This window comes from Streptomyces sp. NPDC006372 (assembly GCF_040612515.1).
Classification (GTDB): Bacteria; Actinomycetota; Actinomycetes; order Streptomycetales; family Streptomycetaceae; genus Streptomyces.
Window position 1 is genome coordinate 1 of sequence record NZ_JBEXQJ010000004.1, and the last position, 14,070, is coordinate 14,070.

Below are 14,070 nucleotides of genomic sequence, written 5' to 3' on the forward strand. Positions count from 1 at the left end.
GCCTGCGGACGCCGAGGGGCTCGGCTCGGCCGCGTCCTGGTCCTTCTTGCCGTCGGTCCCGCTGTCACTCGCCGAGGGCGAGGGCACGCGCGCGTGCCGTTTCGCCGGGCCGTTTCGCCGCGCCGACAAGTTGACTCTTCCCGTGACCTGGGTCACCGGGTTAACGTGCGGTTGCTCCGGCCTCCTGCAAGGCTGTGACCAGGCACCCTTCCGGGCCTTCCCGATTTACTTGGAAATCCAAGCAAAATCGCAGGTCAGAGAGGGTTTCACAGAAATGTGGAGCACTGGGTAACGTGCCTTCTGCAGGGCGCTCGCCGGGGCACCTGCAACGCCTGTACCCGGCCGAGCGGCACCCACCCCGTGCCCCGGTGGCCGAGAACAGGTGAGCCGCACTGGCCTACCGGCAACCCCGGGGGCCGGACCGACGGAGGAGCACACGTGACCGTGGAGAGCACTGCCGCGCGCACATCGCGACGCAGCGCCGGAAGCAAGGCCGGCACCACCGGCACCAAGCGCACCACCCGCACGACCGCCAAGAAGGACGCCGCGGCGAAGGGCACCGAGCCCGAGCTCGTGCAGCTGCTGACGCCCGAGGGCAAGCGCGTCAAGAACGCCGAGTACGACAAGTACGTCGCCGGTGTCACCCCCGAAGAGCTCCGCGGCCTGTATCGCGACATGGTGCTCACCCGCCGCTTCGACGCCGAGGCCACCGCCCTGCAGCGCCAGGGCGAGCTGGGCCTGTGGGCGTCGCTGCTCGGCCAGGAGGCCGCCCAGATCGGCTCCGGCCGGGCCACCCGGGAGGACGACTACGTCTTCCCGACCTACCGCGAGCACGGCGTCGCCTGGTGCCGCGGGGTCGACCCGACGAACCTGCTCGGCATGTTCCGCGGCGTGAACAACGGCGGCTGGGACCCGAACAGCAACAACTTCCAGCTCTACACGATCGTCATCGGCTCCCAGACGCTGCACGCCACCGGCTACGCGATGGGCGTCGCCAAGGACGGCGCGGACAGCGCGGTGATCGCCTACTTCGGCGACGGCGCCTCCAGCCAGGGCGACGTGGCCGAGTCGTTCACCTTCTCCGCGGTCTACAACGCCCCCGTCGTGTTCTTCTGCCAGAACAACCAGTGGGCCATCTCCGAGCCCACCGAGAAGCAGTCCCGCGTCCCGATCTACCAGCGCGCCCAGGGCTTCGGCTTCCCGGGCGTGCGCGTGGACGGCAACGACGTCCTCGGCGTCCTCGCGGTCACCCGCTGGGCCCTGGAGCGGGCCCGCAGCGGCGAGGGCCCGACCCTCGTCGAGGCGTTCACCTACCGCATGGGCGCCCACACCACCTCCGACGACCCCTCCCGCTACCGGGGTGATGAGGAGCGCCAGGCCTGGGAGGCCAAGGACCCGATCCTGCGCCTTCGCCGCTATCTGGAGGCATCGAACCACGCGGACGAGGGATTCTTCGCGGAACTGGAGGCCGAGTCCGAGGCGTTGGGCAAACGAGTGCGCGAGGCGGTCCGCGCCATGCCGGACCCGGACCACTTCGCCATCTTCGAGAACGTCTACGCGGACGGGCACGCGCTCGTCGACGAGGAGCGCGCGCAGTTCGCCGCGTACCAGGCGTCGTTCGCCGATGAGGGGGGCAACTGACATGGCCGACAAGATGGCACTCGCCAAGGCGATCAACGAGTCGCTGCGCCGCGCCCTGGAGTCCGACGACAAGGTCCTCATCATGGGCGAGGACGTCGGCAAGCTCGGCGGCGTCTTCCGGGTGACGGACGGCCTGCAGAAGGACTTCGGCGAGAGCCGCGTCATCGACACCCCGCTCGCCGAGTCGGGCATCGTGGGCACGGCGATCGGCCTGGCCCTGCGCGGCTACCGCCCGGTCGTGGAGATCCAGTTCGACGGGTTCGTCTTCCCGGCCTACGACCAGATCGTCACGCAGCTCGCGAAGATGCACGCCCGCTCGCTGGGCAAGGTCAAGCTCCCGGTCGTCGTCCGCATCCCCTACGGCGGCGGCATCGGCGCGGTGGAGCACCACTCGGAGTCCCCCGAGTCCCTGTTCGCGCACGTGGCGGGCCTGAAGATCGTCAGCCCCTCCAACGCGTCCGACGCGTACTGGATGATGCAGCAGGCCATCCAGAGCGACGACCCGGTGATCTTCTTCGAGCCGAAGCGCCGCTACTGGGACAAGGCCGAGGTGAACCCGGAGGCCATCCCGGGCCCGCTGCACAAGGCGGCCGTCGTGCGCCCCGGCACCGACCTCACCCTCGCCGCCTACGGCCCGATGGTGAAGCTCTGCCAGGAGGTCGCGGACGCGGCCGCCGAGGAGGGCAAGAAGCTGGAGGTCCTGGACCTGCGCTCGGTCTCCCCGATCGACTTCGACTCGATTCAGGCGTCGGTGGAGAGGACCCGCCGCCTGGTCGTGGTCCACGAGGCCCCGGTGTTCTTCGGCTCGGGCGCGGAGATCGCCGCGCGGATCACGGAGCGCTGCTTCTACCACCTGGAGGCCCCGGTGCTCCGGGTCGGCGGCTACCACGCGCCGTACCCGCCGGCCCGCCTGGAGGAGGAGTACCTGCCGAACCTGGACCGGGTGCTGGATGCCGTCGACCGCTCGCTGGCGTACTGAGGAGAGGGTCGTGACGACGATGACGGAAGCGTCCGTACGCGAGTTCAAGATGCCCGACGTGGGCGAGGGACTCACCGAGGCCGAGATCCTCAAGTGGTTCGTCCAGCCCGGCGACACGGTCACGGACGGGCAGGTGGTGTGCGAGGTCGAGACGGCGAAGGCGGCCGTCGAGCTGCCCATCCCGTACGACGGCGTGGTCCGGGACCTGCACTTCCCGGAGGGCACCACGGTCGACGTGGGCACGGCGATCATCGCGGTGGACGTGGGCGGCGGTTCCGCCCCGGCCGCCGAGGAGCCCGCGGACGTCCCGGCCGCCGAGGAGCCGAAGGCCGAGGGCTCGGGCCGCCAGCCGGTCCTCGTCGGCTACGGGGTGGCGGCCTCGTCCACCCGCCGTCGCCCCCGGAAGGGCCCCGAGGTCCCGGTCCAGCAGGTCTCGACGGCGATCCAGACGGAGCTGAACGGCCACGCCCCGGCAGCCCAGACCGCCCCGGCCCCGGCGGCCCCGGTCACCGCCGAGCGCCCGCTGGCCAAGCCCCCGGTCCGCAAGCTGGCCAAGGACCTGGGCGTCGACCTGGCGACGGTCGTCCCGACCGGCCCGGACGGCATCATCACCCGGGAGGACGTGCACGCGGCGGTGGCCGCCGCCGAGCCGAAGGCCCCCGAGCCGGCGGTGGCCCCGGCCCCGGCCGCCGCCCCGGCCCCGGCGGCGTACGACACCACGCGTGAGACGCGCGTCCCGGTCAAGGGCGTCCGCAAGGCGACGGCGGCGGCGATGGTCGGCTCGGCGTTCACCGCGCCGCATGTCACGGAGTTCGTGACGGTCGACGTGACGCGCACGATGAAGCTGGTCGAGGAGCTGAAGGAGGACAAGGAGTTCGCGGGCCTGCGCGTGAACCCCCTCCTGCTGATCGCCAAGGCCCTGCTCGTCGCGATCCGGCGTCACCCCGAGATCAACGCGTCCTGGGACGAGGCCGCCCAGGAGATCGTGGTCAAGCACTACGTCAACCTGGGCATCGCGGCCGCGACCCCGCGCGGCCTGATCGTCCCGAACATCAAGGACGCCCACGCCAAGACACTGCCGCAGCTGGCCGAGTCGCTGGGCGAGCTGGTGTCGACGGCCAGGGAGGGCAAGACGTCCCCGGCGGCGATGCAGGGCGGCACGGTGACGATCACCAACGTCGGCGTCTTCGGCGTCGACACGGGCACGCCGATCCTCAACCCCGGCGAGTCCGCGATCCTTGCGGTCGGTGCGATCAAGCTCCAGCCGTGGGTCCACAAGGGCAAGGTGAAGCCCCGCCAGGTCACCACGCTGGCGCTGTCGTTCGACCACCGTCTGGTCGACGGCGAACTGGGCTCGAAGGTCCTCGCGGACGTGGCGGCGATCCTGGAGCAGCCGAAGCGGCTGATGACCTGGGCATGAGCGTACGAAAGGGGGGCTCGCCGCCGGCTGCGGCGAGCCCCCCTTTCGTGGTGCCTGTCCTGCTTGCTGTCTGTCCTACTTGGTGAAGCCGTAGTTGAGCAGCTTCGTGGCATCCGACTTGCGCGTGTCCAGGTTGGTGGACGCCAGGACCGTTCCGATGACCGTCTTGCCGTTCCGGGTGGCGGCGAAGACCAGGCAGTACTTGGCCTCCGGGCCGGAACCCGTCTTCACACCGATCGCGCCGCTGTAACTGCTGAGCAGCGGGTTGGTGTTCTCCCACGGCGCCATCGTCCGCGTACCGCCGGACTTGGTGGTCGTCTTCGCCGTGTACTTCTTCGTCTTGACGACCGTGCGGAACGTGGAGTTCTTCATCGCCGCGCTCGCGAGCTTCGTCAGGTCGCGCGGCGTGGAGTAGTTGCTGCCCTGGCCGATGCCGTCGAACGAGTCGAAGTGGGTGTTCGTCAGACCCAGGCCCTTGGCGGTGGAGTTCATCTTGCCGATGAACGACTTCACGCGCGCCGCACGCGTCGAGCCCGAGCCGAACTTGTCGGCGAGCGCGTACGCCGCGTCGCAGCCGGACGGCAGCATCAGCCCGTACAGCAGCTGGCGGACGGTGACCTTGTCGCCGACGATCAGCTTGGCGTTCGACGCCCAGTTGTTCGCGACGATGTAGTCGCTGTACGCCTTCTGGACCGTGACCTTGCTGTCCAGGTTGAGGTTCGACTGCTTCAGCACCACCAGAGCAGTCATGATCTTGGTGGTCGAGCCGGTCGAGCGGCGCGTGTCGGCCGCCTTGGTGTAGAGCGACTTGCCCGTCGCGTTGTTCATCACGAAGCCGCCCTTGGCGGCGATCGAGGGCGCCGAGGCGGCCTGCGCCGGCGCAACGGTGAGGGCTCCGGTCGCGAGCATGGTGCCGGTGGTCACGGCGACGGCCGCGGCTCTGCGGAGACGGGTGCCCTTAATGCCGGTTATCAAGTGAAATACCCCGATTATCTTGAATGCCCCAACGATGCGGCCGAGTTGAGGACGAGGGGAAGGGGGCCGCACGTGTCTGACTCGTAACTAGCACAGTTGGTTGCGCCTTGGGCGAGAGGGCCCCCGACTTTGCCGCAGACGTGTGACATTCGCGTCCGCATCATGGACGGAAATCCTCATGCGTACCTGTTGTATCTATGCTGTCCGCATGACCCTGGCCGTGAAGCAACCCCCCGCCGCCGACCGCGTCTACACCCACGTCAAGCAGGGCGTCCTGGAGCGCCGCTACGAGGGCGGGACCCTCCTCACCGAGGGCGAGCTCGCGGAAGCCGTAGGGGTCTCGCGCACACCGGTCCGCGAGGCGCTGCTCCGGCTGGAGGCCGAGGGCCTGATCCGGCTCTACCCGAAGAAGGGCGCCCTCGTCCTGCCCGTCTCCGCGCAGGAGATCGCCGACGTCGTCGAGACACGGCTGCTCGTCGAGGAGCACGCGGCACGCAAGGCCGTCCCCGCGCCCGCCGGGCTCATCGAGCGCCTGGAGGAGCTGCTGGCCCGGCAGAAGAAGCAGGCCGCCGCAGGAGACCTGGCCGGAGCCGCCGTCACCGACCGCTGCTTCCACGCCGAGATCGTCCGCAGCGGCGGCAACGAGATCCTCTCCCGCCTCTACGACCAGCTGCGCGACCGCCAGCTGCGGATGGGCGTGGCCGTCCTGCACTCCCACCCGGACCGCATCGCCAAGACCCTCGCCGAGCACGAGGAGATCCTCGAAGCGCTGCGCGCCGGGGACGCGGAGGCGGCCGTCGGGCTCGTCCACCGGCACGTCGGCTGGTTCTCGCATTTGGCCCGGGGGGAGGTCCGATGAGCTCGACCACGCTGCCGGGCGATCCGCCGGGCGGCCGGCGCGCCCTGGCCGTCTGGGGCATCGGCGTCTCGGTCTACTTCGTCGCGGTCATCTTCCGCACGTCCCTGGGCGTGGCCGGCCTGGACGCGGCCGACCGCTTCCACGTCAACGCCTCCGCCCTCTCCACGTTCTCCATCCTCCAGCTGCTGGTCTACGCGGGCATGCAGATACCCGTCGGCCTGCTCGTCGACCGGCTCGGCACCAAGAAGGTGCTGGCGCTCGGGGCGGTGCTGTTCACGGCCGGACAACTCGGCTTCGCGTTCTCCCCGTCCTACGGCACGGCACTCGCCTCCCGGGCCCTGCTCGGCTGCGGTGACGCACTGACCTTCATCAGCGTGCTGCGCCTCGGCACCCGGTGGTTCCCGGCCCGCCGCGGACCGCTCGTCGCCCAGTTCGCGGGCCTGGTGGGCATGGCGGGCAACCTCGTCTCCACGCTGGTCATCGCCCGGCTGCTGCACGGCATCGGCTGGACGGCCGCCTTCGCGGGCAGCGCCGCAGCCGGGGCCGTGGTGTTCGTCCTGGTGCTGCTGTTCCTGAAGGACCACCCGGAGGGCCACGAACCGGAGCCGCTCCCGCACCAGGGAGCGGCCTACGTACGCCGCCAGATCGCCGCCTCCTGGCGGGAACCCGGCACGCGGCTCGGCATGTGGGTGCACTTCACGACCCAGTTCCCGGCGATGGTGTTCCTGCTGCTGTGGGGCCTGCCGTTCCTGGTCGAGGCGCAGGGACTGTCCCCCGCCACGGCCGGTGAACTCCTCACGCTCGTCGTGCTGTCGAACATGGGCGTCGGCCTGGTCTACGGCCAGATCGTCGCCCGGCACCACGGAGCCCGGCTGCCGATCGCGCTCGGCACGGTCGGCACGACGGCGGCCCTGTGGGCGGCGACACTGGCCTACCCCGGCCCGCACGCCCCGATGTGGCTGCTGGTCGTGCTCTGCACGGTGCTCGGGGCATGCGGGCCCGCGTCGATGATCGGCTTCGACTTCGCCCGCCCGGCGAACCCGCCCGAGCGGCAGGGCACGGCGTCCGGCATCACCAACATGGGCGGCTTCGTGGCCTCCATGACCACGCTCTTCGCCGTCGGTGTGCTGCTCGACGCCACCGGCGGCGACTACACCGTGGCCTTCTCGGCGGTGTTCGTACTCCAGGCCCTCGGCGTCACCCAGATCCTGCGCCTGCGCAGGCGGGCGGCCCGGCGCGAGCGGGAGCGGCTGGTGGCGAGCCGGGTGGAGACGGTGCACGTGCCGGTGTGACTCATCGGACGGCCCGTACGGGTACGAGGGTGAGGTACGCGAGGCCGAGGACGCCGCGGTAGGTGAGCCACCGGGCGCGGTGCCGGTCGACGCGCTCGCGTGTCTCGGCCGCCAGGGGGTGACCGGGGTGCTCGGCGAGCCACACTTCGACATCCGCCTGATACGCCGACTCGAACGCCTCCCATTCGTCGAGGCTCGCCGTCTCGGTCCACTCCGGCCTGAAGCCGGCCTCGATCGCCAGGGCCACGAGGGTCGCGAGGTCGTGATGGTCGGTGGCGGCGGCGTCCGGCCACATGCGGGACAGTTCGGCTTCGGTCGGGGGGCGCTGCCAGAAGCCCTCGCCGAGCAGGACACGACCGCCGTCGCGGACCAGGCGGCGCAGCTCGGCGAGGGCCTTGGGGAGTCGGTCGCCGAGGGCCTGGCTCGCGCCCACGCACAGGACCAGGTCGGCAGGGCCGCGGGTGGTGCCGGTGGCGGATTCCTCGATGAAACGGGCCCGGGCGGCGAGGCCCCGTTCTTCCGCCGCCTCGCGGGCCCGGGCCAGGTCCTCGGCGTCGAGGTCGACACCTATGCCCGTTGCCTCCGGCAGGGCCTCCAGGACGCGCAGCATCAGCTCGCCTCGGCCGCAGCCGATGTCCAGCACGGAGGCTGGGGTGGTGCGGGCGAGGCGGGCTACTAGCTGGTCGGCCCGGGGTTCTGAGAGAGGGCCGTGGAAGGTGAGGCGGGTGCGGTGGGGTATGGCGGTCATGCCAGGGACGTTACGGGTAGGGGTGGGCGGCGGCACCGGGTTTTCCGGCGCTGGGCGTCGGTGCTGGGGCGGGTGGGTCCGCAGCCCGGCGGAGCGGGGTCCCGCTGCGCCCAGCCTCCCCCAAGCTCTCGGCTTCGCTCGAGCAGGGGGCCCCCATCGCCCCAGCGGCACGACTGCCCGCAGCTGGGGCTGCTTACTGGGTCACGGTGAAGTTCCTCAGGATCGCTGTCGTCAGGTCCTGGTCGCCCTCCGTCTTCACACGGTCCGCCACCGTTTCCGGTGTCACGCGGCCGCAGGCCAGGCGGACGTAGGTCTCCCAGTCGAGGGTGAGCGTCGCGGCGGGGCCGAGCGCGGGGGCCGTTTCGAGGGTGCCGCGGCCCTGGATGTCGACGCGGATCGTGCGCAGGAACTCGACCGGGCCGTGGACGTCGATGACGACGGCCGAGCTGCGCGGCGCCTGCGCGTCCTCGGCCACCACGCGCGGGAGTTCGCCGAGCAGCACGTCACGGGCGACATGCGCGCCGGGGGAGTCGAGGCTGCCGGGCCGGCCGAGGGCCGTGCGCAGGTCCTGCTCGTGCACCCACACGTCGAAGGCGTGCCGGCGCATCGACTCCTCGAGGGTCAGCTCCGCCCCGAGCGGGCCCCGCACCTTCGTACCCGGGTCGCGCGACTCGTTCCGCAGCTGGCGGTTGCGGCGGATGACCACGTACTCCAGCTCGGAGGTCATCTCCGGCGCCGTGTGGTGACGGCGGACGTCGACCTGCATCTCCATGTAGCGCTGGTGGTCGTTGGTGACGTGGAACAGGTCGCGCGGCAGCGTGTGGATCGGGCGCGGGTCGCCCAGCATCTCGCAGTCCAGACCGATGACGTGGGACACCACGTCCCGCACCGACCACCCGGGGCACGGCGTCCGCCGGTTCCATTCGGCCTCCGCGAGCGGCTGGAGCAACTCGGATATCGCTTCGATGGAGTGGGTCCAGGCGTCGGCGTAGGGCTGGAGGGTGGGATGCAGACTCACGGAACGGGACCCCTCGGCGGTCGGTGCACGGGCAGGTGGTGGCGGGCTTGCCAGTGGGAGGTGGCGGCTGTCGGCGGGTGTCTTGCGAGCTAAGTTACGCTGCTGTGGGGCACCCCGGCAGTGCTTTCGTGTGACGATCGTAGGCCCGTGGGGAAGCCCGTGTGGACGGTCCGAATGCCAGGACGGTGGTAGTGTGCGCGCCTCTGTGATCCAGATCGCCGTAGACGAGGGCGAATCGGTCGAATCGCGTCGCCGACGGGTGGCGGCGCTGGTCCGGGAGCAGGCCGGGGCCGATCTCGTCGTCCTGCCGGAGCTGTGGACCACGGGTGCCTTCGCCTACGAGGAGTTCGGGCGGGAGGCCGAACCGCTCGAAGGGCCCACGTACGAGGCGATGGCCAAGGCCGCGAGCGACGCGGGCGTCTGGCTGCACGCCGGCTCCATCCCCGAGCGGGACCCCGACGGCCCCCTGTACAACACCTCCCTCGTCTTCTCCCCCTCCGGCGACCTCGCCGCCGCCTACCGCAAGATCCACCGCTTCGGCTTCGACAAGGGCGAGGCCGTGCTCATGGGGGCGGGAACCGAGCTGGTGACGGTTCGTCTGCCGCGGACCACCCTGGGCCTCAGCACCTGTTACGACCTCCGTTTCCCCGAACTCTTCCGCTCGCTCGTCGACGCCGGTGCCGAGACGCTCGTGGTGTCGGCGGGCTGGCCGGAGCGCCGCCGGTCCCACTGGACGCTGCTGGCCCAGGCACGGGCCGTCGAGAACCAGTCGTTCGTCGTCGCGTGTGGAACGGCGGGGACGCACGCCGGAGTTCCCCAGGCCGGTCACTCGATCGTGGTCGACCCGTGGGGCGAGGTCCTGGCCGAGGCCGGCGCCGGCGAGGAGGTCCTGACGGTGGAGTTCGACCCCGGGAAGGTCGCGACGACCCGCGAGCAGTTCCCCGCGCTGAAGGACCGGATGCTGGGACTCCAGCCCCCGCACAGGCCCTGACGACACGCTCCCGGCCCTCAAGCCCCCTCAGTCCTCCCGCTCCTTCTCCGCCAGGTGGATCACACACACCGCCACCGCGATCAGCAGCGCCGGATCCGCGTCCTCCCGGACGATGTCCACGCCGTAGGTGTCCCGCAGGGTCAGCCACCGCCGGGAGACCACGGCCAGCAGCTCACCGTCGTACTCGACGGCGAACTCCCGGTCGAGGATCTTGCCGCTGACGTCCAGTTCGTTGCCGTCGGCCAGCGCCACCCGGTAGTGGTTGCGCAGCAGCGACAGCCGCTTCCGGCGGATCGTCGCCAGCGGCTCCCCGCCCCGCTGGAGCACCATCGTGTCGCGCAGGGCAAGCATCTTCTGGTGGATGTCGACGAGGACGCGCCCCTGGAGGTCCTGCAGCTCCCAGGTGTCCCGCAGGCGCAGCGCCTTGCCGTCGACGAGGAACACCTTGGTGCCGCGCTCGTCCTCGATCCAGTAGTCGTCGCCGATGCCGAGGAGCCGGTCGTACACGAGGAATCTCATGAGACCAGGGCTTCCCCGGCGCCCGCTCCGAAACGCCGCCGATAGGCCGACGGGCTGAGCCCGGTCGCCCGCCGCAGCCGCGCCCGCAGGTTGGCGGCCGTACCGAGGCCGCTCCTGGCCGCCACCACGTCCAGCCGCTCCTCGCCCCGCTCGATCAGCCGGCAGGCCAGCGCCACCCGCTCCCCCGTCAGCCACGCCAGCGGGGTCGTCCCGAGCTGGGCGCGGAAGCGCCGGTGGAGCGTGGCGGGGCTGACACGCGCGCGTGCGGCCAGCTCCGCCACCGTCAGCGGCTCGCCCAGCCGCTCCTGGGCCCACGCCAGCAGGGGGCCCAGGGACTCGTCCCGCACCTGAGGCACCGGCCGTTCCACGAACTGCCGCTGCCCGCCGTCCCGGTGCGCGGCGAACACCAGCCGCCGGGAGACGTGGTTGGCGATCTCGGCGCCGTGGTCGCGGCGCCAGATGTACAGCCCCAGATCGAGCGCCGCCGCACTGCCCGCGGCGGTGAGGATGTCGCCCTCGTCCACGAACAGCACGTCCGGCTCCAGCAGCACCTTCGGATGCAGCAGGCGGAAGGAGTCCGCCCACCGCCAGTGGGTCGCCGCACGCCGTCCGTCCAGCAGCCCGGCCTCGGCGAGTGCGAAGGTGCCCGTGCAGAAGCTCAGAATCCGGGCGCCCCGCGCGTGTGTCTGCCGGATGGCGTCGAGCACGTCAGGGGCGCGCGGCACGACGTTGTCCGGCCGGCCGGGCACGACCAGCGTGTCCGCCCGGTCCACGGCGTCCAGGCCCGGGACACCGGTGAGCGTGAAGAAGCCGTGGTTCATCCGGATCTCCGGCGCGGGCGTGCACAGTGTCACCTCGTACAACGGCCCCGGCAGCCCCAGTTCGGGCCGCGGCAGCCCGAACAGCTCGGTGGCGACACCGACCTCGAACGGGTTGGTGCCCTCGTCGACGATCACGGCGACCCGGTGCGGACGGTGCGGACGGTGCGAGGATCCTTTCGGCATGTGCGATTCCTAGCACTCGTGCGGGACGTACGGCACCCCGGAAGATCGCTTCATGACTCAGGAACCCGTCTCCCTCGCCCATGCCCTGGCCTCCTTCTCCGACCGCTGGAGCCCACGCATCGTCACCGCCGTCAACGACTACGACGTCCGCGTCGCGAAGGTCGAGGGCGAGCACGTCTGGCACGTCCACGAACACACCGACGAGTTCTTCCTCGTGATCGAGGGAGAGCTGCACATCGGCCTGCGCGAGGCGGCCGGAGAGCGCACGGTCGTACTTCCCGAGGGCAGCGTCTTCACGGTCCCGCGCGGCACCGAGCACAAGCCGTACGCGCCCCTCCCGACCGCGATCCTCCTGTTCGAACCCACCGGCACCCTCACGGTCGGCGACCGTCACGACGAGGTCCCGGACCACGTGGACGCCACGACGGGGCACGCGCTGAGCTGACTGTCAGTGACGGATGGCACCCTGGGGGCATGGACCACTCCGCACACCGACGCGCCCGCGTCCGTGCCCCCGAGCTGACCGGCAAGGGCGGCTGGCTGAACACGGGCGGGCAGCAGTACACCCTCGCCGACCTGCGAGGACGCATCGTCGTCCTGGACTTCTGGACCTTCTGCTGCGTGAACTGTCTGCACGTCCTCGACGAGCTGCGCGAGCTGGAGGAGAAGCACCGGGACACGGTCGTGGTCATCGGGGTGCACTCGCCGAAGTTCGTGCACGAGGCCGACCACCGGGCGGTGGTGGACGCGGTCGAGCGGTACGGCGTGGAGCACCCCGTGCTCGACGACCCGGAGCTGGCCACCTGGAAGCAGTACGCCGTGCGGGCCTGGCCGACGCTGGTGGTGATCGACCCCGAGGGGTACGTCGTCGCGCAGCACGCCGGTGAGGGGCATGTGCACGCCATCGAGCGGCTGGTCGAGGAGCTGGAGGCGGAGCACACGGCCAAGGGCACGCTGCGGCGCGGGGACGGGCCGTACGTGGCGCCGGAGCCGGAGCCGACGGTGCTGCGGTTCCCGGGCAAGGCTCTGCTGCTGCCGAGCGGGAACTTCCTGGTGAGCGACACGACCCGGCATCAGCTGGTGGAGCTCGCCGGGGACGGGGAGAGCGTGGTGCGGCGGATCGGAAGCGGTGCGCGCGGGTTCGCCGACGGATCCGCCGACGAGGCCGGCTTCAACGAGCCGCAGGGGCTCACCCTCCTCGACGACGGGTCGGTGGTCGTCGCCGACACCGTCAATCACGCGCTGCGACGGCTGGACCTGGCCACCGGCGAGGTCACCACGCTGGCCGGCACGGGCCGGCAGTGGTGGCAGGGGTCGCCCACCTCGGGCCCGGCCCGCGAGGTCGACCTCTCCTCCCCCTGGGACGTCGCCTGGTGGCAGGACAAGGTCTGGATCGCCATGGCCGGTGTCCACCAGTTGTGGGCGTACGACCCGGCCGACGGCACGGTCGCGGTCACGGCCGGGACGACGAACGAGGGGCTCGTGGACGGGCCGGGCGGCGAGGCCTGGTTCGCGCAGCCGTCCGGGCTGGCCGCCACGCCGGAGCGGTTGTGGCTCGCCGACTCCGAGACGTCCGCGCTGCGCTGGGTGGAGCCCGACGGCTCGGTCCACACGGCCGTCGGCACCGGCCTGTTCGACTTCGGCCACCGGGACGGCGCCGCCGGACAGGCCCTGCTCCAGCACCCGCTGGGCGTCACGGCGCTCCCGGACGGTTCCGTCGCGATCAGCGACACCTACAACCACGCCCTGCGGCGCTACGACCCGGCGACCGGCGAGGTCACCACCCTGGCCACGGGCCTGCGCGAGCCCAGTGACGCCGTGCTCGTCGGCGAGGACATCGTGGTCGTGGAGTCGGCCCGCCACCGGCTGACCCGGCTGCGGCTGCCCGAGGAGGCGGTGAAGGTGCCGGAGGTCGCCCACCGCACGCAGCGCGAGGCGGCCGAGGTCACCCCGGGACGCCTCCGGTTGGACGTGATCTTCCAGGCCCCGGCGGGCCAGAAGCTGGACGAGCGCTACGGCCCCTCCACCCGCCTGCTCGTCTCGTCAACCCCGCCGGAGCTGCTGCGCGAGGGCGAGGGCGCGGGGACGGACCTCTCCCGCACCCTCGAACTCGACCCCGCCGTACCGGAGGGCGTGCTGCACGTCTCGGCGATGGCCGCCTCCTGCGACGACGACCCGGACAACGAGTACCCGGCCTGCCACGTCCACCAGCAGGACTGGGGGGTCCCCGTCCGTCTCACCGAGACGGGGACGGACCGGCTTCCCCTGGTGCTGGCCGGGATGGACGCCTGATCCTCCAGTGCGTCACACCCCATACCCGTCGCTGTACCCGTCGCGCCGGTGGTGGGCTGCCGGGTCGTCCATGACACCCGGGGTCGTGGGGGGAACCACCACACGCCTGCGCCGGTAGATGCTGCTGAACGTGGTGACACCGATCAGTCCGACGATCATGAAGATGATGCCGACCAGGTCGAGGTTGACCCCCTGCATGTCCCAGTCGGTCGCGAACGTGAGGATGGCTCCCACGGCGATGAGGATGATGCATCCGCCGAGGCCCATGAGTTTCGCCTCCCTGTACGGTCCGGTCTCTCCGGTCCGCACTCCGGGTACCCCCGAGGGGAACA

14 protein-coding genes are annotated in these 14,070 nt (G+C 71.3%); 8 read left to right on the forward strand and 6 right to left on the reverse strand.

Features of this window, described 5'->3' with window-relative positions; translation table 11 throughout:
• Positions 1-438: 438 nt before the first annotated feature.
• The 3 genes from pdhA to ABZ016_RS09390 are packed head-to-tail and all read left to right on the forward strand — an operon-like array spanning position 439 to position 4,040.
• Positions 439-1,641 carry a pyruvate dehydrogenase (acetyl-transferring) E1 component subunit alpha gene (gene pdhA / locus ABZ016_RS09380; protein ID WP_356915958.1) on the forward strand — a complete coding sequence of 401 codons (1,203 nt, stop codon included), beginning with the start codon at positions 439-441 and terminating at the stop codon, positions 1,639-1,641.
• 1 nt (position 1,642) lies between these two features.
• Positions 1,643-2,620 (forward strand): alpha-ketoacid dehydrogenase subunit beta, encoded by a 978-nt coding sequence (locus ABZ016_RS09385; protein ID WP_356915959.1) that lies wholly within the window; start codon positions 1,643-1,645, stop codon positions 2,618-2,620.
• Between the two features lie 19 nt (positions 2,621-2,639).
• Positions 2,640-4,040: a dihydrolipoamide acetyltransferase family protein gene (locus ABZ016_RS09390; protein WP_356916325.1), complete on the forward strand. Its 1,401-nt coding sequence runs from the start codon at positions 2,640-2,642 to the stop codon at positions 4,038-4,040.
• Positions 4,041-4,115: 75 nt separating this feature from the next.
• Here ABZ016_RS09390 and ABZ016_RS09395 read toward each other — a convergent pair whose 3' ends face one another.
• A complete protein-coding gene (locus tag ABZ016_RS09395) occupies positions 4,116-5,015 on the reverse strand; it encodes a serine hydrolase (protein ID WP_356915960.1) in 900 nt (299 codons plus the stop codon).
• A gap of 208 nt (positions 5,016-5,223) precedes the next feature.
• Between ABZ016_RS09395 and ABZ016_RS09400 the strand changes: the two genes are divergently transcribed.
• Together ABZ016_RS09400 and ABZ016_RS09405 are read left to right on the forward strand one after the other, a co-directional pair.
• Complete coding sequence (locus ABZ016_RS09400; RefSeq protein WP_356915961.1) at positions 5,224-5,874, forward strand: GntR family transcriptional regulator; 651 nt, start codon at positions 5,224-5,226, stop codon at positions 5,872-5,874.
• Positions 5,871-7,166: an MFS transporter gene (locus tag ABZ016_RS09405; protein ID WP_356915962.1), complete on the forward strand. Its 1,296-nt coding sequence runs from the start codon at positions 5,871-5,873 to the stop codon at positions 7,164-7,166. The genes ABZ016_RS09400 and ABZ016_RS09405 overlap by 4 nt, the downstream gene beginning before the upstream one ends.
• Before the next feature lies 1 nt (position 7,167).
• On the opposite strand, the gene ABZ016_RS09410 is transcribed toward ABZ016_RS09405, so the two are convergent.
• Complete coding sequence (locus tag ABZ016_RS09410; protein WP_356915963.1) at positions 7,168-7,914, reverse strand: class I SAM-dependent methyltransferase; 747 nt, start codon at positions 7,912-7,914, stop codon at positions 7,168-7,170.
• Between the two features lie 193 nt (positions 7,915-8,107).
• On the reverse strand, positions 8,108-8,932 hold the full coding sequence (locus tag ABZ016_RS09415) for a maleylpyruvate isomerase family mycothiol-dependent enzyme (RefSeq protein ID WP_356915964.1): 825 nt from the start codon (positions 8,930-8,932) through the stop codon (positions 8,108-8,110).
• A 193-nt stretch (positions 8,933-9,125) separates the two neighbouring features.
• Between ABZ016_RS09415 and ABZ016_RS09420 the strand changes: the two genes are divergently transcribed.
• Positions 9,126-9,923 (forward strand): carbon-nitrogen family hydrolase, encoded by a 798-nt coding sequence (locus ABZ016_RS09420; protein ID WP_356915965.1) that lies wholly within the window; start codon positions 9,126-9,128, stop codon positions 9,921-9,923.
• Positions 9,924-9,950: 27 nt separating this feature from the next.
• Here ABZ016_RS09420 and ABZ016_RS09425 read toward each other — a convergent pair whose 3' ends face one another.
• Positions 9,951-10,442: an LURP-one-related family protein gene (locus tag ABZ016_RS09425; protein WP_356915966.1), complete on the reverse strand. Its 492-nt coding sequence runs from the start codon at positions 10,440-10,442 to the stop codon at positions 9,951-9,953.
• The gene (locus ABZ016_RS09430) at positions 10,439-11,446 is read right to left on the reverse strand and encodes a helix-turn-helix domain-containing protein (RefSeq protein ID WP_356915967.1); all 1,008 of its coding nucleotides are present in this window, start codon (positions 11,444-11,446) and stop codon (positions 10,439-10,441) included. The genes ABZ016_RS09425 and ABZ016_RS09430 overlap by 4 nt, the downstream gene beginning before the upstream one ends.
• Before the next feature lie 52 nt (positions 11,447-11,498).
• Between ABZ016_RS09430 and ABZ016_RS09435 the strand changes: the two genes are divergently transcribed.
• Together ABZ016_RS09435 and ABZ016_RS09440 are read left to right on the forward strand one after the other, a co-directional pair.
• Positions 11,499-11,891: a cupin domain-containing protein gene (locus ABZ016_RS09435; protein ID WP_356915968.1), complete on the forward strand. Its 393-nt coding sequence runs from the start codon at positions 11,499-11,501 to the stop codon at positions 11,889-11,891.
• A gap of 29 nt (positions 11,892-11,920) precedes the next feature.
• Complete coding sequence (locus ABZ016_RS09440; protein ID WP_356915969.1) at positions 11,921-13,738, forward strand: NHL domain-containing thioredoxin family protein; 1,818 nt, start codon at positions 11,921-11,923, stop codon at positions 13,736-13,738.
• A gap of 12 nt (positions 13,739-13,750) precedes the next feature.
• Here ABZ016_RS09440 and ABZ016_RS09445 read toward each other — a convergent pair whose 3' ends face one another.
• Positions 13,751-14,005, reverse strand: coding sequence for a DUF6458 family protein (locus ABZ016_RS09445; protein ID WP_356915970.1), 255 nt, complete (start codon positions 14,003-14,005; stop codon positions 13,751-13,753).
• Positions 14,006-14,070 lie beyond the last annotated feature (65 nt).

Excerpts from the sequence above, each read along its gene's own strand:
- ABZ016_RS09400 (WP_356915961.1), top strand. The coding sequence starts at position 5,224 with ATGACCCTGGCCGTGAAGCAACCCCCCGCCGCCGACCGCGTCTACACC.
- ABZ016_RS09405 (WP_356915962.1), top strand. The coding sequence starts at position 5,871 with ATGAGCTCGACCACGCTGCCGGGCGATCCGCCGGGCGGCCGGCGCGCC.
- ABZ016_RS09390 (WP_356916325.1), top strand. The coding sequence starts at position 2,640 with ATGACGGAAGCGTCCGTACGCGAGTTCAAGATGCCCGACGTGGGCGAG.
- ABZ016_RS09425 (WP_356915966.1), bottom strand. The coding sequence starts at position 10,442 with ATGAGATTCCTCGTGTACGACCGGCTCCTCGGCATCGGCGACGACTAC.
- ABZ016_RS09430 (WP_356915967.1), bottom strand. The coding sequence starts at position 11,446 with ATGCCGAAAGGATCCTCGCACCGTCCGCACCGTCCGCACCGGGTCGCC.
- ABZ016_RS09445 (WP_356915970.1), bottom strand. The coding sequence starts at position 14,005 with ATGGGCCTCGGCGGATGCATCATCCTCATCGCCGTGGGAGCCATCCTC.
- ABZ016_RS09385 (WP_356915959.1), top strand. The coding sequence starts at position 1,643 with ATGGCCGACAAGATGGCACTCGCCAAGGCGATCAACGAGTCGCTGCGC.
- ABZ016_RS09440 (WP_356915969.1), top strand. The coding sequence starts at position 11,921 with ATGGACCACTCCGCACACCGACGCGCCCGCGTCCGTGCCCCCGAGCTG.
- ABZ016_RS09410 (WP_356915963.1), bottom strand. The coding sequence starts at position 7,914 with ATGACCGCCATACCCCACCGCACCCGCCTCACCTTCCACGGCCCTCTC.
- ABZ016_RS09435 (WP_356915968.1), top strand. The coding sequence starts at position 11,499 with ATGACTCAGGAACCCGTCTCCCTCGCCCATGCCCTGGCCTCCTTCTCC.